This is a genomic window from Desulfotignum phosphitoxidans DSM 13687 (genome assembly GCF_000350545.1).
GTDB classification, from domain to species: Bacteria; Desulfobacterota; Desulfobacteria; order Desulfobacterales; family Desulfobacteraceae; genus Desulfotignum; species Desulfotignum phosphitoxidans.
The window spans coordinates 33,568-52,727 of sequence record NZ_APJX01000003.1; the positions used below are offsets into that span (position 1 = coordinate 33,568).

The following is a 19,160-nucleotide window of genomic DNA, read 5'->3' on the forward strand; positions in this document are numbered from 1 at the left end:
TGGTGTCACGATTGTTTTTTCAACATCCGGATCAAGGGCAGGCACAGGAAGGTGACCCCGCCAAGAACGGCAAATCCGATGTTGAACCGCCCGGTTTCCGCCAGGATGCCGATGCCGAACGGCACCAGCCCGGATCCCAGGAAATGCGCCAGGGGCACTACCACAGAAACCGCCACCGGGCGGATTTGAGGCGTGGTGACCATGGCCATGATGGCAAAACACAAAGGAAACACACACACCCCGGCCCCTGCCTGAAGGATCAGGGCCAGCCAGACCCATGTCCCGGGCAGCCACCCCATAAAAAACGTTCCCAAAGCACTTAAAAACAACGCAGACAAAATGATTGGCCGGGGGCCGAACCGGTCGGCCAGCCATCCCCCGGCCAGGGGCATGCCAAATGCCACAACCCTGGAGACCGCCAGCATGATATTGGTGGTTTCCGGATCGATTCCCCGCTCAAACACCAGATAAAGGGGCAAAATGACAAACACCCCTTGATTCAATCCCATTCCCAGGATGAAAAGCACGGCAATGATCGGGATTGCCGGGGTATGGAGCAGGGTGGCGAATATTTTGAGCCCGGGCGGGTCTGTCCGGTCCGTGATCCCTTTTCCCCGGGCCGCATAGGTGATCGCCAGAATCAGGGAAGCGGTGCCGTAAACCACCAGCACCATGCGCCAGGAATGGTGCCATGCCGCAAACAAAGACACAGCCAAAGGAGCGATGATATACGCCAGGTTCGGCGCCAGCTGGTGCACGCCCAGCACTTTGCCCCAATGGTGCCGGGAAACCAGTCCCGTCAGGCTGGCCACACCCGAAGGCAGGTAAAAGCCGCCGGCCAGGCCTAAGCAGACCATGCCCGCCTGGAGCATCACCACTCCCTGGCTGGCTGCGGCCGCCAGCAGGCTGATTCCCACGGCAAGGCCGGAAGCGATAATCAGATGCCGGTGGGAGAACCGGGGCGTTAAAAATATGGAACCAAAAAGACTGATGCAATATCCGGATGAAATCAGAAAAAATAAGCCGCCTGCCTGGCTGTGGCTTAACGCCAGATCTATTTTGATATCCGGCAGTAACGGGGCCATTCCCAGCCGGGAAAGCATGTTGAAAAAGAAAATACCCGTTAAAAAAACAATGGGATTGAGCTGTTCCCGGGACAATGTGTCCGGTTCCGGTTTTTTCATCAATTTTTGTTCAGTCTGACTGGGCATGGTTCAAATGCTTTTGTTTCAGGTTGTGTCTGGGACATAGTATTCCAAATTGGTGGAATGTAAACAGCCAAAAACAAAAATCTGGAGATGGAAGTGATAAATAGGTTGACAATAAAAACCGGATTTTTCAAAATAATAAGTCTTTCAATCCAACACAAATTTTCCAGAGCGGAGAAAAAAATATGAGAGTCATTGTTATCGGTGGCGGCTGGGCCGGATGTGCTGCAGCCGTCAGCGCGAAAAAACAGGGAGCGGACGTGGTCCTGGTGGAAAGAACGGATATGCTTTTAGGCACAGGCCTTGTGGGCGGCATCATGCGGAACAACGGCCGGCTCACTGCCACGGAAGAACTCAAAGCCTTGGGGGGCGGTGATCTGTTTACAGTCATTGAATCCAATTTTATCCACAAAGACATCAGTTTTCCGGGACATCTGCATGCCTCATTATACGATGTTTCCACCATGGAACCCAAGATCCGGCGGTTCCTGGAAGCATCCGGCATCTGCATTGAAACCGGGTGCCGGATCACGGATGTGGAAATGGATAAAAACTGGATCACCACGGTGTTAGGAAAACAGGCCGGCAAAACCGTCCGGTTCCAGGGAGACGGGTTTATAGAAACCACGGGCACGGCCGGGCCCCCTGCCAACTGTGCCAAACACGGCAATGGGTGTGCCATGTGCATTCTCCGGTGCCATTCATTCGGGGGCCGGGTCAGCATTGCCGCCAAAGCCGGCGTTGCAGAGGTCAACGGGAAAAAAGGGGATCAGACCGGGGCCGTGAGCGGGTCCTGCAAGCTTCACAAAGAATCGTTGTCTCCGGACCTGCTCAAACAGCTCAATGATACGGGGGTGGCGGTGATCCCTTTGGATGAAAATCTTCGCATGACCGGGAAGCTGTCCTTGAAAGCCTGCCAGCAGTATGCCATTGCTGATTTTGAGCAAAACGTGATTCTGCTGGACACGGGCCATGCCAAGCTCATGACCCCGTTTTTCCCGCTGGATGGGCTCAGAAAAATCCCCGGGCTGGAAAACGCCCGGTTCGAGGACCCTTATGCCGGCGGCATGGGCAATTCCGTGCGGTATATGGGCATGTCACCCAGGGATGATGCGCTGAAAGTGGACGGGGTGGACAATCTGTTTTGTGCCGGCGAAAAAGCCGGGCTCATGGTGGGCCATACCGAAGCCATCTGCACGGGGACTCTGGCCGGGGTGAATGCCGTGCGCCATGTGCAGGGAAAAACAGCACGGGTGCTCCCGGAAGCGTCCGTGATCGGGGATGCCGTTACGTTTGTGCGGGAGCAGATGCAGACCCCGGAAGGCCTGGGACTCAAATTTACCTTTTCCGGTTCAGTGCTGTTTGATCGAATGAAACAAAAAGGACGGTACCACACGGACCCGGCGGTAATTGACAGGCAAATGGAAAAAGCCGGGTTGAAAAATATTCTGGCATCTGTTCAGGACCGGTAGATTTTTGTGACACGCCGGTTCCAGAGGATGAAAAAAATAACAAAATTAATGATGTCTGACATTGAGGAGGGGCCATGAAAAAAAGGGGATGTTTATTTCTGGCAGCAGTCTGGATGGGTATTTTTTTAACAGGTCCAGGATGGGCACAGACACGGCAAATAACCATTGCACTGGGTTCCGAGCCCACCACCCTGGATCCCCAGATCCGGGAGGACGGAGGAGAACGGGCCGTGAACGACAATATTTATGACACCGTGCTGACCCGGACCCCGGAAGGGGATTTGATCCCGTCTCTGGCAGCCCAGATGCCCGAACTGGTGGCGCCTGACACCTGGGAGGTCACATTGCGGCCCGGTATCACGTTTCACAACGGGGAACCGATGACTGCAGATGCCGTGGTCTACAGTATCCAGCGGGTGATCGATCCGGATTTTAATTCCGAGCAGATTTCATTTTTTTCCACCATCAAGGCGGCCCGGGCCACGGGTGATCTGACCCTGCATGTGATCACAGACGGACCCGATCCCATTTTGCCCTCCCGGCTGTACTGGCTCAAGGTGGTGCCGCCCGTGCATTCCAAAGATCCCGGATTCGCCGAGAATCCTGTGGGAACCGGCCCATACCGGTTTGTGACCTGGCAGCGGGGCCAGCATATCGACCTGGTCCGCAATGACGATTACTGGGGGGATGCCCCCCAGATCATGGCCGTCAGATACCGGTTCATTGAAGAACCCGGCACCCGGCTGGCCGGTCTCATGGCAGGGGAGTTCGATCTGATCACCAATCTGCTGCCCGAGTTCACCAGCCATGTGCCCAAATCAGTGAATGTGCTGGGGCTGGAACATCCCATTGTCATTCTTAACGCGGACAGCGGCATCACAAAAGATCCGCAAGTCAGACAGGCCTTGAATCTGGCAGTGAACAAAATGGCTCTGGCCAACGGTCTGTTCGAGGGATATGCCCAGGTGGCCCAGGGCCAGCTGTTAAGCCCTTCGTTTTTTGGTTACAATGACCAGGTCACCGCGTATCCTTATGACCCGGACCGGGCCAAAAAGCTGATCGAGGCGGCCGGGGTCAAGGGACAGACCATTGAATTGATCGGTACCAGCGGCCGGTGGCTCAAGGACCGGGATCTTGTGGAAGCCGTGGCCGGGTACTGGGAGCAGGCCGGTTTAAAAGTCAATGTGCGGATTTTTGAATTCAATGAATACCTCAACCGGTTGTTTGACCGCAAGACAAGGGCGGATGCCATTTTTGTGGTTTCCTCCAATGAACTTTTGGATGCGGACAAAAGCTTTTCCGCGTATTACAAATCCGGCGGCGTGGGCGCTTCCAACACGGATGCAACCCTGGCATCGCTCATTGATGCGGCCCGGTCTGAAACGGATGAGCAAAAAAGGGAAAATTTGTATCATCAGGCTGTCAAACGGGCCTATGACCAGGCTTATTTTGTGTGGCTGTTGAATATCGAGGACATTTACGGCCTGAGCCAGCGCCTGGATTGGCCCGGGCGGGTGGACGCACGGCTGCTGGTTCAGGAAATGACATGTCAATGATCCGTATCATCCGTTTCTTTCCAGGGGTGCGGCAACAGGCCGGGGGTCCGGAAAACAAAGGCCGGACCGCATAATGGGCCGGTTTATTTACAGGCGCCTGATTCACGGACTGATTGTGATTTTAGGGGTGACGGTCATCGTGTTTGTGGTGACCCGCATGGTGGGAGACCCGGTTCAGGTGATGCTGCCCCTGGAGTCCACCCCGGAACAGCGGGCCGCGTTTGAAAAAAAACTGGGACTGGATCGCCCCATTCCCATCCAGTTTGTGGAATTTATGGGCAACATGGCCCGGCTGGATTTCGGTGATTCTTTGTGGCAGAAACGGCCGGCCATGGAGATCGTGTTTGAAAAACTGCCCATGACCATCCTGCTGACCGCTGTGGGCATCGGGTTTGCCTGTGTTCTGGCGATTCCTTTGGGGATCATTGCGGCGTTGCGGCCCGGCGGGGTGGTGGACCGGGTCACGGTGTTCGGCAGTCTTTTGGGATTGTCCGTGCCCCAGTTCTGGCTGGGGCTTTTGTTCATCGTGGTGTTTGCCGTGCAGTTCAAGATCCTGCCCACCTCCGGGGCCGGTACCCCGTCCCATATTCTGCTGCCGGCCCTGACCATGGGGCTGCCCACCCTGGCCCGGCTGGTGATGCTGGTGAGATCCTCCATGATCGACGAACTCAATCGCCAGTATGTCAAGACCAGTTTTGCCAAAGGGTTGCCGTTTGTCCGGGTGGTGGGACTCCATGCGCTTCGCAATGCCGGTCTGCCCATCATGACCCTGGTGGGGTGGGAAGTGATCCGGTCTCTGGCCGGGTATTCCGTGGTGGTGGAAACCGTGTTTGCCTGGCCGGGCATCGGGTTGACCGCGATTCAGGCCATTGAAAGAGAAGACCTGATCCTGATCCAAGCCATTGTGTTCACAGCGGCCGTGTGTGTGGTGGTCATCAACATTGCCATGGATTTTATCTATAAACTCATTGATCCGAGACTGAAACTGACATGACACCGCCCCGGACCGATACCCTGGAACAGGCCCTGGCTGAGAATCGTTTTGAATGGTGGGACAGCATATGTGAGCTGGGCCGGGAACTCAAACGCGACAAACCCGGATTGATCGGTGTGATCCTGATCACCTCCCTGGTGCTCATGGCCGTGTTTGCCCCTTACATCGCCCCCCATGATCCCGCGGCCCAGGACCTGACGGCCCGGCTGGCCCCGCCCGTGTGGTATGACAAAGGCACCTGGCACCATATGCTGGGCACGGATCATCTGGGCAGAGACGTGCTGTCCCGGGCCATTCACGGGGCCCGGGTGTCCTTGTGGGTGGGGGCGGCCGTGGTGCTGTGCGCCGGCGGTTTCGGTGTGGTCATGGGATTGATGGCCGGATACCTGGGCGGCCGGACGGATGCGTTTATCATGCGGTGGATCGATACCCAGGTGGCGTTTCCCGGACTCCTGCTGGCCCTGATTATTTTAGCGGTGATCGGCCCCAGTCTGACCACGGTGGTGGTGGTCCTGGCATTGAACGGGTGGATGGTGTACGGCCGGATGACCCGCAGTGCCGTGCTGTCCATCCGGCAGTCGCCTTATGTGGAAGCCGCAGAAGTGGTGGGATGCCGGTGGCCCAGAATCCTGTTCCGGCATATCCTGCCGAATTTGACCTCTCCGCTGCTGACCCTGGGCATCCTGGAATTTGCCAGAATCGTTCTGGCGGAAGCGGCGTTGTCGTTTCTGGGACTGGGGATTCAGCCGCCGGCCACGTCCTGGGGTCTGGATGTGGCCATGGGAAAAAATTACATGTTCATGGCCTGGTGGCTGGTGACCATTCCCGGGTGTGCCATTGCCGTCACCGTGCTGGCCATCAACCTGGTGGCTTCCTGGCTGCGGCTCATCTCCGATCCCCAGGAACGGGAAAAACAGTTTGCCCGGCACATGGCCAAAGGGATGCGCAAAAACATGCAGGCAGAAATCGACAAAGAACGGCAACCGGAGACGTCATGAATACATCCCCAAAAGCCCCGTTGCTGGAAGTGCGGGACCTGGTGGTTAATTTTTATACCCGGGGCGGCGTGGTCCAGGCATCCCGGGGCGTCAGTTTCCAGGTGGATTATGGCCAGACCTTAGGGATTGTGGGAGAATCCGGTTCCGGAAAAAGTGTGGCCGTCCAGGCGGTCATGGGGTTGATTTTCAATCCCGGACGAATCGAAGGGGGAGATATTTTTTTCAAGGGCCGGTCTCTGCTGGACCCGGCCGGTAAAAAAAGGGTGCGTCAGGTTCGGGGCAAAGAGATTGCCATGATATTTCAAGACCCCATGACCTCATTGAATCCCGTATTCACCATCGGCACCCAGATCACTGAAGTGCTGCGTCACCATCTGGGTATGACAAAAGAGCAGGCCAGAAAGCGGGCCATGGATCTGCTGGACATGGTGGATATCAACGCCCCGGAAAAGCGGTTGAAACAATATCCCCATGAAATGTCCGGGGGCATGCGCCAGCGGGTGATGATTGCCATGGCCCTGGCCTGTGAACCCCAGCTGATTATCGCGGATGAACCCACCACGGCGCTGGATGTGACCATCCAGGCTCAGATTCTGGAATTGCTGACCGACTTGCAGCAGCGGCTGAACGTGTCCGTGATTCTGATCACCCATGACTTAGGCGTGGTGGCCCAGCTCTGCCACCGGGTGGCCGTGATGTATGCCGGCCGGATCGTGGAGGTGGGGGATGCGGACCCCGTGTTTGCCGCACCTGTGCATCCTTATACCAGAGGATTGATCCGGGCCACGCCCCGCCTGGATGTGGTGACCGAGCGCATGGTATCCATTGACGGGGTGCCTCCGGATCTGATTTCCCCGCCCAGAGGATGCGCGTTTTTTCCCCGGTGTGATCGGGCCGGAAAAGCGTGTTCGCGAATGCAGGCTTTGATCGCACTGGGCGATGACCGCCATGTGTCCTGCTGGTGTGCAGCAAAGGAAGTTACCAGATGACGGGCCAGACATTGGAAGGGCGTTCTGAGCTGCCGCTGGTCGATGTCAGGAACCTGAGCGTGCTGTTTGACGCAGGCCGGGCCGGGTTCTGGGGCCGAAAACGGCTGACCGTGCATGCCGTGGAAAATGTGAGCTTTAACATCCGTCCCGGTGAAACCTTAGGGTTGGTGGGGGAATCCGGTTCCGGCAAAAGTACGACCGGAAGGGCTATTCTGGGCCGGGTCCCCGTGAGCCAAGGTCATATCTATTTTCAGGGCAAAGAGATCACCCATGCCGGGAAAAACCGGGTGCGGGAATTGAGCCGGGACATGCAGCTGGTGTTTCAGGACCCCTACGCCAGTTTGAATCCCCGCATGAAAATCATCGATATTGTGGCGGAACCGCTGCGGGTGCACGGTATGGTGAAAAATACAAAGGCGGTTGCTAAAGAGGTGGCCCGGCTTCTGGAACTGGTGGGTCTGCCCCCGGATGCCGGCGCCCGGTATCCCCATGCCTTCAGCGGCGGCCAGCGCCAGCGGGTGGGCATTGCCAGGGCCCTGGCTTTGAAGCCCCGGTTCATTGTGGCGGATGAGCCCGTGAGCGCCCTGGATGTATCCATCCGGGCCCAGGTGGTGAATCTGATGCAGGATCTCCAGGCCCAGTTCGGCCTTTCCTATTTGTTTATCGCCCATGATCTGGCCGTGGTGAGACATATTTCCCATCGCATCGCCATCATGTATGCCGGCAATATCGTGGAGCTGGCGGAACGCCATCTGATCTATGATTCGCCGGTCCATCCCTATACCCGGGCTTTGCTGTCCGCCGTGCCCGTGCCGGATCCCCCGGTGCAGCGGGCCCGCCAGCGCATCACCTGTCCGGGAGAACCCCCCAATCCCCTGAACCCCCCGTCCGGATGCCGGTTTCAGTCCCGATGTCCATATGTGACCGGGACCTGCCGGGAAAAATCCCCGGATTTGACCCGGCGCCGGCCGGGCCAGATGGCGGCCTGCTGGAATTGTTGATGACTTAAGATATTTGGTGATCCAGGAATCGTTGTGCAGGTGAATGCGGCGTTTGATTTATCGGAGCATGGCCTCTTTCAGGCGGAAGAATCCGGTCATATTTTTGAGCCAGAACACCTCGAATACCAGATTGTCGCTGTGAAATGAGATCACCTGGCGGCGTTTCTCTGATACGTAAATCAGGTGAAGACGACCGGTGTCCTCGATATCGAATACCATGGCTGCCAGCTGGTTGTTCAATACCATGAGATCGCCTTTCTGAACCTGGTTTTCGTCGATCTGGCTGACGTTTTTCAACAGACGTGCCATGGGCAGATAGCCATGATAGGTCAGGCCGGCCCGCTGGGCCGCCGTGGTATAGATGGCGAAAAACAGATAGGAATTGTCCGTGGTGCCGGAAGTCAGGGGATTGCCGCCATATTCATATGGCGTGCCGATGAACTGTCGGGCCGTTGCGGGAATATTCTGACGAAACACTTCCCGGGCCGTGATCACGGATGAGCCCACTTCCGGTTTGTCTGCGGACGGGTTTTTATCAAATTGAACGCCCCATGCACACACGGTGTTCATCAATAACCACATGGCGGCAAAGACATATTTTTTCATGATTTTTCCTTGTATTCATGACCCTTTATTCATATAAAGATAAGATATTGTCAAAAAAAAAACAAGCCGTATCCGGAATGATTTTACGCGACCGCTTGTTTTGGCGGCATCCACTTACAAGGGACAAGATATGTATCATGAAAATTGTGACCACCCATAAAGGAACTGATTTCGATGCCCTGGCCAGTCTGGTGGCGGCAACTCTCATCTATCCGGACGCCCGTCCCGTGATTCCCGGTGATGTCAATGAAAATCTGAAACCGTTTCTGGCCATTCACAAAGATGTGTTCGAACTTGCAACCCCCAATGATGTCAACCTGGACCAGGTGGATACCCTGATTGTGGTGGACACCCATTCCTGGGGCCGGCTGGACCCCCGGCTGGCCGTTCTCAGGGAAAAGCCGGATCTTGAGGTCATTGTCTGGGATCATCATGTGCACGGGGATATCCAGGTGACACAGCCGCATATCAAAGAAACCGGGGCCTGCATCACCCTGATTCTCGATGAGATTCAGAGAAAAAGGATATTGATCACCCCCATACAGGCCACCTTGTTTCTGATCGGTTTGTATGAAGATACCGGAAACCTGACATTTCCTTCCACTTTGGGGGAAGATGCCCATGCCGCCGGATTTCTTCTGGACCGGAAAGCGGATCTGGTGATTATGGCCTCGTTTCTGAAGCAGGCCTATGCCCGGCAGCACAGGGATATCCTTTATGATATGATCCGAAAAAGTGAGACCATCAAACAGTCCGGTTTTACGGTGGGGTTTTCAAAACTGGATCTGGAGGGACGGGTTCAGAACCTGGCCATGGTGGTGCAGATGTACCGAGAAATCATCAATGCAGATGCGGCTTTTTGTATTTTTCGGGACCTGGTCCAGGACAAATGCATGGTGATTGGTCGGAGTGGTGTGGATGAAATCGATATCAGCCTGATTATGCGCAGCCTGGGGGGCGGAGGCCATCCCGGTGCCGGCTCCGCTTTGATCAAAGCGGCCAATCCCGAGGTGATCCAGGAAATGATCGTGGAATTGATCAGCGGGAATCAGCAGACATCGGTGATGCTCTCGGATATCATGTCCTATCCCGTGGTCAAGGTGCATGAGGATACCACCGTTCAAGAAGTGATCATGATCATTCGGGAACTGGGATGTACGGGCATGCCCGTGGTGAATGACCAGGACGATCTGGTGGGCATCGTATCCCGGCGGGATCTGAAAAAGGTCCGTCAATCCAAACAGAAGTCTGCGCCCATCAAAGCGTTCATGACCCGGAACGTGGTCACCATTTCCCATGAAAGAAGTGCCGTGGAAGTGGCCCGGCTCATGATCAAGCATGACATCGGACGGGTCCCCGTGGTCAAGGAAGGCAAAATGATCGGTATTGTCACCCGGTCCGATGTGATGATGTATTTTTATGACATGCTGCCGGATTGAGCATTATTTTCTGAGTCTGGCAGCAGCCTTGACTGCCAGTTTTTCCCTGAATATTTTGGCATTGTGCCGGATGTCCACGGGAAAATGTTTCTCAATGAAAATATGGTGGATGTCTTCGGTCAAAGGATTGGCTTGGGCCAGGGCTATCAATTCGGCAATCAGATCGTTTTGATTGTCAAACGATTCATACGGCTCCACAAAGATCACCGGTGTCTGGCTGTTTGTGGGCCCCGTCCCGGTCAATGCACTGCGGTAAACCCCCGGATGATTGTTGAAAACAGATTCCACGGGAATGGTGAATAATGTGCCTTTTTCCGTGATGACCCGGTGACTTTTTCTTCCGCAGAACCAGATCCGTCCTTTGGAATCCATCCATCCCAAGTCCCCCATGCGGTGCCAGATCCGGCCGTCTGAGTCGGGAATTTTGGCCGTCAGATCAGCTTCCCGGTTGTTGAAATAATGTTCTGTGACCAGATCCGCCTTGACGATGATTTCACCCACCTGTTTTTCCGGGACCAGCAGGGAATCCCGGATCTGGGTGATGGGTGTGTCCGTGATTTTGATCAGCTTCACCTGGGTGTTTTCAATGGGCCGTCCAATGCACAGACCAAATCCTTTTTCAGACAGATGCCTGGTTTCAGACAGAATTTCATCGGAGGCAATGGAGATGACCGGTACGGCTTCCGTGGCCCCATAGGGGGTGTGGATCTGTGTGTCGTCGGACAGCAGCCCGGCAAACTGCTCGATGTTGTCCGGTGACACCGGAGCCCCGGCAGACACCACCCGGCGCAGGGACGGCAGGGTGATGTCGTTTTCCCGGCCGTATTTTCCCACCCGGTTCAGCAGGGCCGGGGAAGCGAACATGTTGGTGATCCCGTGATTTTCAATGGCTTCGATGATTTTTTCCGGATTGGCTTTGGCCGGCCGGGTGGGGTCCATGTCCGGTATGACTGCAGTCATGCCCAACGCCGGATCAAACAGGGCGAACAAAGGAAATGTGGGCAGATCGATTTCGTCGGGGCCGATATTGAAATGGGCCTGGATCTGTTTGATCTGGGCGTCAAAATTGCCGTGGGTATAGACCACCCCCTTGGCCGGGCCGGTGGAGCCCGTGGTGAACACAATGGCCGCGGTTTCATCCCGGGCGGTCTGGGCCGGGGTAAAGGATTGGTGTTCATTGGCCAGCAGTTGCCTGAACGTGTGCCCGCCCCAGAACCATTTGCGGCCCACAGTGACCCAGTGCCGGACCTGTTTGAAATACCCGGGCTTCACCAGCCGGAGGAGATGGGCTTTTTCAATGCCGATAAATGCTTTGGGCCGTCCCTGATGCAGGCATTGCACCATCCGGTCAATGCCCATGCCCGGATCCACCACCACTGGCACGGCCCCGATTTTGAACATGGCAAACACAATAATGAAAAATTCCATGCCCGGCGGGACCATGAGAATGGTTCTGGTTCCCCGGCTGATACCGATATTTTCCAGTCCAACGGCCAGGCGATCGGAAAGTGCATCCAGCTGTTTAAAGGTCAGGTGGCTGTATAGCACATGATTGTTTTTGTCCCGGCCGGCAGGATACACCACGGCCCGTTTGTAAGGCATCGTCCGGGCGGTTTTTTTCAGGCTTTCGGCGATATTGGCATAAGCGGTCATAGCAACCTTATTTTTAACATATAAAGTGGAATCCAACCGCGCTGGTGCCCCAGCCCGGCAAACTCATTCAAATTGTCTCATTGACGTTTACCACGAAGGACACGAAGTGCACGAAGAGTAAAAAAAGCAGTTTCTTCGTGATCTTCGTGTTCTTTGTGGTGTAAAAAACAAATCAAAGCAGCGCCATCCCATCAGAGCCCAGAAACCGGTGAATCCGGTCAGCAGTCTGTTCGGGTTTGTCCTCAAACAGATAATGACCGGCATCTGAAAACACATGGGATTGTGCGCCGGGCAGTCTTTTCAGAAATTCATCCAGAAAACAGGTGTCAAACACAAAGTCTTTTGCGCCCCATAAAAACAGCACCTGGTCGGGATTCAGGCGGTGAATTCTTTTATCCACCCGGGCAACGACCTCCCAGGCAGGATCTGCCGGGGTTAAGGGAATGTCCTGGACGAACTTCAACGTGGCAATGCGGTTTGAGGGGCTGTTGTAAGGGGCGGTAAGTCCTTTTTTCACCCGGGCGGACAGACGGGTGCAGGCCCCCAGATAAAGGGCGCCTTTGGCAAACAGGTTCAGTCCCAACACTGCGGGCACTGAAAACCAGTTCAGGTATTTTACCAGCCACAGCATCCAGGGAAACCGTTTGGTTTCCGGCAGAAAAAATCCGGATGTATTGGTGATGACCACCCGGTTGATCCGGTCCGGATGATCCAGGGCCCAGGCCAGGCCGATCATGCCGCCCCAGTCATGGACGATGAGATCCAGTTTGCCTTGTGGCACGGTATGTGCCACAAATGCATCCAGGTCCGACACCCGGGAGGCCAGGGTGTAGTCGTAAGTTTTCGGGTCCGGCTTGTCTGAAAAACCGCACCCGATATGATCGGGCACCAGGGTTCTGAATTCCTTGGACAGCCGATTCACCAGGTGACGAAAATAAAACGACCAGGTGGGGTTGCCGTGAACCATGAGCACGGGGGAACCTGCGCCTTCATCCAGGTAATGGAGCAAATGGCCGTTGATATCCAGATAATGGGGGGCAAACGGGTATTCACTTTCAAATTCCCGGGTGGAAGTGATTCGGCCGTTGATGCGTCGGCAGGTTACCATTCCACCCCCAGCACATAACAATTGAGTCCGGAGCCCACCCCGAGGAAAGCCACAAAATCTCCGGGCTGCAAAAAATCCCGCTCATCGGCAATGGCCGCGGTGATGGGCAATGACACCGTGCCCACATTGCCTAACAAAGAGAATGTGGAAAAATCTTTGGCCATGTCCAGACCTAAGGCTGCATAGAACCGCTGGTGGTGAATGGCGCCCACCTGATGGCCGATGACCTTGTCGGGCTTGTCGTCCGGCAGGCCCAGCAGCTGTTTTATGGCCTGGAATGTCCGGGTGGCCAGAACCACCCCGTTTTCCAGAACCTCGTTGGCCCGGGTTCGCATGATCACTTTGGCATGGGTGGGCATGCCTTTTTCATCAAACCGCCAAAAGCACAGGTCATGGTGCTGGATGGCGTTTTTGACCACCCCGCCTTTCAGGGCATGGTGGCGGATGTCGTCATCTCCCAGGGTCCCGTCCGTGAGAAGCACGGCCGCTGCACCGGAACCGCCGGTCAGGGTAGCCACGGTGTCTTTGTAGAAATCAACGCTTTTGTGCAAATTGATCTCCTCGATGGTGCTGTCCACGATCTGCCGGGCGGTTTCACACGAGACCACCAGACCGGCTTTGATGTTGCCCAGCTCGATTTCATTGGCCACCTGGACCATGCCCGTGATCATGCCCAGACAGGCGGATTTGACATCATACACATGGGCTTCGGGTCCGATGTTGAGCTGATGGGCGATATGGCACGAGGTGGCAGGCTCAAACCCGTCCTGGCAGACCCCGCAGAATACCAGCGCCCCGATGTCGGACGGATGGATGCCGGCCTGTTCCATGGCCCGTTGACCGGCCACGGCCGCGTGATCGGCCAGGGTGTGATCCTCATCCCAGTATCTTCGCTCCCGGATCCCGGTCAACGCTTCCAGCTGGCCGGGTTGGAATCCCACGGCATCCAGAAACGGTTTGATCCTTGCTTCGATCTGGGCCGTGGTGACGATGTGAGGCGGCAATTCATATCCGAATGAAGTGATAAAAACCTTGCTGTATTTCATTTGTGTCTCCACACGTGTCTGAGAGTGTCCCGGGAAACCCCGGTCAGGGTCATTCCCATATCTTTGTATAAAACAATGCGCAGGTCATCGGCAAACATATGCGCATCCGCAATGACAAACGGCTGTCCATCCGCTGCTGTATACCCCATCTCTTTGATTTCGATCTCATACCGGGCTTTTTTTGTGTCCGGCGTTACCGGGCCCCGGCATTTGAGATCGCTTTCATTGTTTGGCAGCACATTGAACCGGGCCACAGGATCCGGGCTGACCCAACCCATGCGCTGGACAAAAATTCGCAGGGCATGGGCGCAGCACTCATACATCAACGTGCCGGGCATGACCGGGTCATCAATGAAATGACAGGTGAGAAACCAGGCATCCGGCCGGATATCCGCTTCCGCCACAATGGTTCCCAGGCCGTATCTGCCCCCGTTGGGATCAAAGGATAATACCCGGTCGATGAGATGCATGGGCCCGCCGGGCAGGCGCTGGGCCGCTCCCAGGGTCATGCCGGAAAAATCATTGCCAAATGCGCCTGCCAGATTGCCGGAGCGCAAATGAGCGATCCGGCTCTCATCAAAGGCCGCCGGCCATACCCGTACCAGAGGGTCGAACCCGTGTTCGGGCAGAACCGGGATCTGGTCCTGTTTTTTAAGTACAATGCCGCCCGATTTTTCGACCTCGGCTTCCGTGAAAAATCCGGCACAACCGTCCCGCATGGAGATGAACAACTGCCGGTTGATATAGCCTTTGTAATGAAAAAAGAACAGAAACACATCCCCTTGTTTCAGAAACCGGTCAATGCAGATGTGGTATTCAATGGTTTCTCCGGGTTCGGGCAATGGCCGGTGAAAGGTGACTCTGGCATCCAACAGCCGGTATTTGCGTGTGCCTTTGACCTGGTGGTCAATACCCAGAAAAGCACATAAAAACAGATCTGCCTGGCCCGCCTCAATGGAAATGGACACCGGGGCCACGCCCCCGTCCAGATACCAGGCATCTGGCCGCACATCATGCTGGGTGATGATTTTTCCCGGCCCCAGCGAACAGGGGGTCCCCTCAATGGCCATGATCCGGTCCACCAGCATCAACGGGTCATCCGGCAGCCGGACCCGCACCGGATAGGTGTCGATGATGTCAAAGTCCGGGCCCAGCACGTTTCCGGCCCGGCCGACGGCAAATTCCATGCACTGGTCCCGGGTGAACAGCGGGGGCGTGGCGATGGGCCGTGGATTCTCGTTTTCACCGGATGGCGGTTCAAACCCGGGCTCCCGGGTCAGGGCGGCAGCGGCCCGGGTCAATGCCGCAAACTGGGTCTGCATATGATCCATATTGGTTTGGGAAAAGGCCAGAAATTTTTCATGGGCCCGGGCCGTGATATCGGATACTTCAACCAAAGCATCCGGATCCATATAAAAGGGGCTGGAAAGACCCGTGACCGGGGCAGAAGGCGGGGCCGGTGCTGGCGCCGGATTCAGGCGGTTCAGCAGATCTTCGGGAATCGGAGGCCGGGTGGTCGGGACAGACAGGGTATGCGGGTTGGGTCCGGCATGGGACGATTGCAGACCGGCATCTGGCTGGGTTGATAAAGGGGCTGGGTCCGGCGGCTGCCCAAGCAGGCAAAAAGCGGTTCCGCCATCCCGGGTCATGGCCCCAGCCATGGCATGCCGGGAGAGGGGGGATGTTTCCGGCCATGGCACCGGGGCATCCGGTATGACAAAATTTTGTTTTTTCATGCCCTCTAGTCCGGGGCCCGCCTGGAAACCCGGAATGGTGGCGTGATAAAGGCACAGGGCCGAATGAATGATACTGACCAGGCCGGATATTCCCCGGGTGTCTCCGGCCAGATCGGCGGTCCAGCCCAGGACACACGCTGTCTTATCATCAGGGTGTTTCAGATGGGTCAGGGCATGGGCTTCCACAGCCCCCAGGGGACCATGTCCGCCGGCATGGGTATTGAAAAACGACAGGTCTGAAAACGTTATCCCCGCATCGGCCAGGCATTGTTTCAGGGGAGTCATATAAGAAAATTCCGGTTCTTTATGATCCCGGGTGACAGGGCCGCCGCTGCTGCCTGAAACGCCCTGGATCACCGCATAAATCCGATCCTTGTCTTTTCTGGCATCTGCCAGGCGTTTGATGATGATGGCCCCGGCCCCTTCGGCCGGCCGGGCCGGAACCATGGGAAGACTTGCCTGATTCAGGCAGAAGGACCGGATATCTCCGGCCATGTCCACGCCGGCACAGATGAACCAGTCGGTCTCTCTGGCTGCCAGAGACCGGGTTCCCACCTCAAGGGCTTTCATGCCCGAGGCCGCATCGGCTGAAACGGTGAAACAGGGGCCTCCCAGCTTGAATTCCCGGGCCACCCGGGAAGCGGCAATTCCGCCTAAGGCCCCTAAGGTGCGGTTGAATGTCAATGGCGGGGAAAGCGGGTCCTGAAGCGAATCCTCCAGGTCATGGGCATACCATCGCAATGAAAAATCCGCGGCCCCGAAATCAAAATCAATGCCCACGGCACACCCGGCCCGGGTCCGCAAAAAATCCTGTTTGTCCGGCCGGTGCGGGATACGGGCATCGGTCAGGGCCCCTTTGACCGCCTGGAGCAGCACCAGATGCTGGGGCAGGATATCGGGAATCTGAACTGGGGGAATGTGAAATTCATCCATGGCCAGGGACAGGGCAGTCAGGTACCCGGCCGGCCGTTGGGGTTGATCCGGCGGCAGATGGTCCCTGCGCCGCCATCTGTCGGCCGCCGGGGCCGGACAAGGGGATGTGCGGCCCCGTATCATATCTGCGAACTGTGTCAGATCCGGGCAGTCACCCGTCAGAATCTGCATGCCCACGATCGCAAATTGGTCTGAATCGTTTTCTAACGCAACGGGTTTATCAGAAGATGCGGCCCGCTTGGAGGCAGGCTTTGATGAATAAGACCGGGATTTATTATGTTCTTCCACCAGAATATGGGCGTTGATGCCGCCGAACCCAAACGCGGAGACGCCGGCCCGCCTGGGTTCTCCCGGACGTGAAGGAATCCATTCATCCGCTTTTGTCTGAACCTGTACCCGGGTGTTTTCCAATGGATGCACATCCGGCAGGGCCGTGAAATTACAGGATGGCGGCAGCATTTTCCGGTTCATGGCCAGAAGCGTTTTAATGATTCCGGCGGCACCGGCCGCGGTGAGCAAATGTCCGATATTGGATTTCACGGATCCGATGGCCAAAGGGGTGTCCATGCACTCATGTTTTTCCAGCATGGCCCGGATACTGGTCAGTTCCACCTTGTCTCCCACCGGGGTTCCGGAACCGTGACACTCCATGTACTGCAGATGGGCCAATGACAGGCCCGCCATATCATAAGCCGCGGCCATGGCTCGGACCTGGCCCTCGGAAGCCGGGGCCACCAGGTTGCCTTCAATATCGTTGGAAATCCCCCAGCCTTTGATCACCCCGTGGATGGTATCGCCGCAGGCCAGGGCGTCGGACAGCCGTTTGAGCACCAGAATGCCGCAGCCTTCTCCCACCACCAGGCCGTCGGCCTGCCTGTCGAACGGGGCGCACCGGCCCGACGGAGATAACGCGGCCAGCTGGGAAAAACCGATCTGGGTGTACAAAGAATCCGGCCGGGACACCCCCCCGGTGACCATGACATCTGCCTTGCCGGAGATCAGTTGTTCACAGGCCAGCTTGATGGCAACCAGCGACGATGCACAGGCGGCATCCAGTGTATAGCTGCCGGCGTTCAGCCGTAACGCCCGGGCCAGGATTGCCGCCGGCGCCGATACCATGGCACAGGCCAGGGCATCGGAAGGAGACGTGGGGCGGGGATTTTTGGCGCACAGCAGTTCTCTGGAAAACGCGGATGCCGTGTCCGTGGGAAGGGCAATGGCTGCCAGGATCACGCCCGTGCGCTGTTTTAACTTTTCCGGCAGGTGGCACTCCCGGCATGCGGTCCGTCCGGCACTCAACACCAGATGATGAACCGGATCCAGCATCGACAAAAGGGCTTCGTCCATGTCCAGCCCCGTGGGATCAAAGCGAAAATCGGTAATCAGGCCGGCCCGATCCGACACTGCCCGGTCCGGACAAGCAGCAGAAACTACCATTTTTTTGACCGGTGCGATCCATCTGTGGGCCGGAACCTGGATAATATGCTGTTTTTTTTCCAGAATATGGGTGATGAACCGCTGATTGTCAGAGGTTCCCGGAAAAATGCCGGCCATGGAAACCACGGCGATATGCGGGGCATGGGATGTCATAGGGGGTCATATAATGGAGAAGAAAAAGGATTTCAAGGGATACGTTGTAAAATTTGTGTAAAATGACGGCACGGTTAAAAAAATACAAGGAAAAATCCCTGGATTACAGGAAATGCCAGAAGCAGAACCGTGATGCCTGTCAGGAAAACAGCCAGGCCGCGATCCCAGCGGTTTTCACGCCTTCGGTCATCATATCCCAGGATCCATCCTAAAGCGATGCCGCCGATCAATCCCCCGGCATGGCCCCAGTTATTGATATTGGGCAGCAGAAATCCGATCACGGCCAGGCTGATGATCCATCCGGAGGTCTGCTGATACACCTGCTGTGCCCGGAGCCCTTTGCTGGACCGGCCGAAATACAACAGCGCACCAATGAGCCCGCACAACCCGGAAGAAGCCCCAATGGTCAACGGCACGTTTCCCATCACGGACAGCAGAAATCCGGCTGCGCCGGAAAGGGTGTAGATCGAAAACATCCGGAACACGCCGTATTCAGCCATGACCAGCGGTGCCACGGTTTTCAGGGCCAGCATGTTGAAAACGATATGCAGCAGGCTGCCGTGAAGCCAGTTGGCCGTGATCAACGATTCCCAGGCCTGATACGCCTGGATGGGAATTTTGCCGGACGCACCTAAAAACACGAGTACATCCGTGGCAGGACTCAACGCGTTAAAGGGATTGAATCCCGTATGTATGGATCGGCCGCTGAAAATCAGGCTGATAATGAACAGGATGACATTGGTATAAATAATGGTATTCAGCACCCGGGAAGGGGTGACTGCGTTCAGATAGGATCGGTTGACAGTCATGTGGATATTATTTCCTTGTGAC

The 19,160-nt window shown here is 56.2% G+C and carries 14 protein-coding genes; 7 read left to right on the top strand and 7 right to left on the bottom strand.

What is annotated here, in order from left to right:
• Positions 1-5: 5 nt before the first annotated feature.
• On the bottom strand, positions 6-1,184 hold the full coding sequence (locus DPO_RS07645; RefSeq protein WP_160166902.1) for an MFS transporter: 1,179 nt from the start codon (positions 1,182-1,184) through the stop codon (positions 6-8).
• Positions 1,185-1,393: 209 nt separating this feature from the next.
• Here DPO_RS07645 and DPO_RS07650 point away from each other — a divergent pair, with 209 nt between their 5' ends.
• The 6 genes from DPO_RS07650 to DPO_RS07675 all read left to right on the top strand — a co-directional run bounded on the left by DPO_RS07650 (position 1,394) and on the right by DPO_RS07675 (position 8,218).
• Entirely contained in the window at positions 1,394-2,680 is a 1,287-nt protein-coding gene (locus tag DPO_RS07650; protein ID WP_006965225.1) for an FAD-dependent oxidoreductase, read from the top strand.
• Between the two features lie 74 nt (positions 2,681-2,754).
• On the top strand, positions 2,755-4,236 hold the full coding sequence (locus tag DPO_RS07655) for an ABC transporter substrate-binding protein (RefSeq protein WP_006965227.1): 1,482 nt from the start codon (positions 2,755-2,757) through the stop codon (positions 4,234-4,236).
• Between the two features lie 73 nt (positions 4,237-4,309).
• Positions 4,310-5,230 (top strand): ABC transporter permease, encoded by a 921-nt coding sequence (locus tag DPO_RS07660; RefSeq protein WP_006965229.1) that lies wholly within the window; start codon positions 4,310-4,312, stop codon positions 5,228-5,230.
• Positions 5,227-6,228, top strand: coding sequence for an ABC transporter permease (locus DPO_RS07665; protein WP_006965231.1), 1,002 nt, complete (start codon positions 5,227-5,229; stop codon positions 6,226-6,228). The genes DPO_RS07660 and DPO_RS07665 overlap by 4 nt, the downstream gene beginning before the upstream one ends.
• Positions 6,225-7,217 carry an ABC transporter ATP-binding protein gene (locus tag DPO_RS07670; protein WP_006965233.1) on the top strand — a complete coding sequence of 331 codons (993 nt, stop codon included), beginning with the start codon at positions 6,225-6,227 and terminating at the stop codon, positions 7,215-7,217. Before DPO_RS07665 ends, DPO_RS07670 begins: the two co-directional genes overlap by 4 nt.
• A complete protein-coding gene (locus tag DPO_RS07675) occupies positions 7,214-8,218 on the top strand; it encodes an ABC transporter ATP-binding protein (RefSeq protein WP_006965235.1) in 1,005 nt (334 codons plus the stop codon). The genes DPO_RS07670 and DPO_RS07675 overlap by 4 nt, the downstream gene beginning before the upstream one ends.
• Before the next feature lie 57 nt (positions 8,219-8,275).
• Here DPO_RS07675 and DPO_RS07680 read toward each other — a convergent pair whose 3' ends face one another.
• Positions 8,276-8,824, bottom strand: a complete 549-nt coding sequence (locus tag DPO_RS07680) for an NlpC/P60 family protein (RefSeq protein WP_006965236.1) — start codon at positions 8,822-8,824, stop codon at positions 8,276-8,278.
• A 137-nt stretch (positions 8,825-8,961) separates the two neighbouring features.
• Here DPO_RS07680 and DPO_RS07685 point away from each other — a divergent pair, with 137 nt between their 5' ends.
• Entirely contained in the window at positions 8,962-10,263 is a 1,302-nt protein-coding gene (locus DPO_RS07685) for a CBS domain-containing protein (protein ID WP_024334186.1), read from the top strand.
• Between the two features lie 3 nt (positions 10,264-10,266).
• On the opposite strand, the gene DPO_RS07690 is transcribed toward DPO_RS07685, so the two are convergent.
• The 5 genes from DPO_RS07690 to DPO_RS07710 form a co-directional block, all read right to left on the bottom strand.
• Complete coding sequence (locus DPO_RS07690; protein ID WP_006965238.1) at positions 10,267-11,916, bottom strand: fatty acid CoA ligase family protein; 1,650 nt, start codon at positions 11,914-11,916, stop codon at positions 10,267-10,269.
• Between the two features lie 172 nt (positions 11,917-12,088).
• Positions 12,089-13,024, bottom strand: coding sequence for an alpha/beta fold hydrolase (locus DPO_RS07695; protein ID WP_006965239.1), 936 nt, complete (start codon positions 13,022-13,024; stop codon positions 12,089-12,091).
• Positions 13,018-14,070, bottom strand: coding sequence for a 3-oxoacyl-ACP synthase III (locus DPO_RS07700; protein WP_006965240.1), 1,053 nt, complete (start codon positions 14,068-14,070; stop codon positions 13,018-13,020). The genes DPO_RS07695 and DPO_RS07700 overlap by 7 nt, the downstream gene beginning before the upstream one ends.
• Positions 14,067-18,329 carry a beta-ketoacyl synthase N-terminal-like domain-containing protein gene (locus DPO_RS07705; RefSeq protein ID WP_006965241.1) on the bottom strand — a complete coding sequence of 1,421 codons (4,263 nt, stop codon included), beginning with the start codon at positions 18,327-18,329 and terminating at the stop codon, positions 14,067-14,069. The genes DPO_RS07700 and DPO_RS07705 overlap by 4 nt, the downstream gene beginning before the upstream one ends.
• 74 nt (positions 18,330-18,403) lie before the next feature.
• Positions 18,404-19,138 carry a rhomboid family intramembrane serine protease gene (locus tag DPO_RS07710; RefSeq protein WP_006965242.1) on the bottom strand — a complete coding sequence of 245 codons (735 nt, stop codon included), beginning with the start codon at positions 19,136-19,138 and terminating at the stop codon, positions 18,404-18,406.
• Positions 19,139-19,160 lie beyond the last annotated feature (22 nt).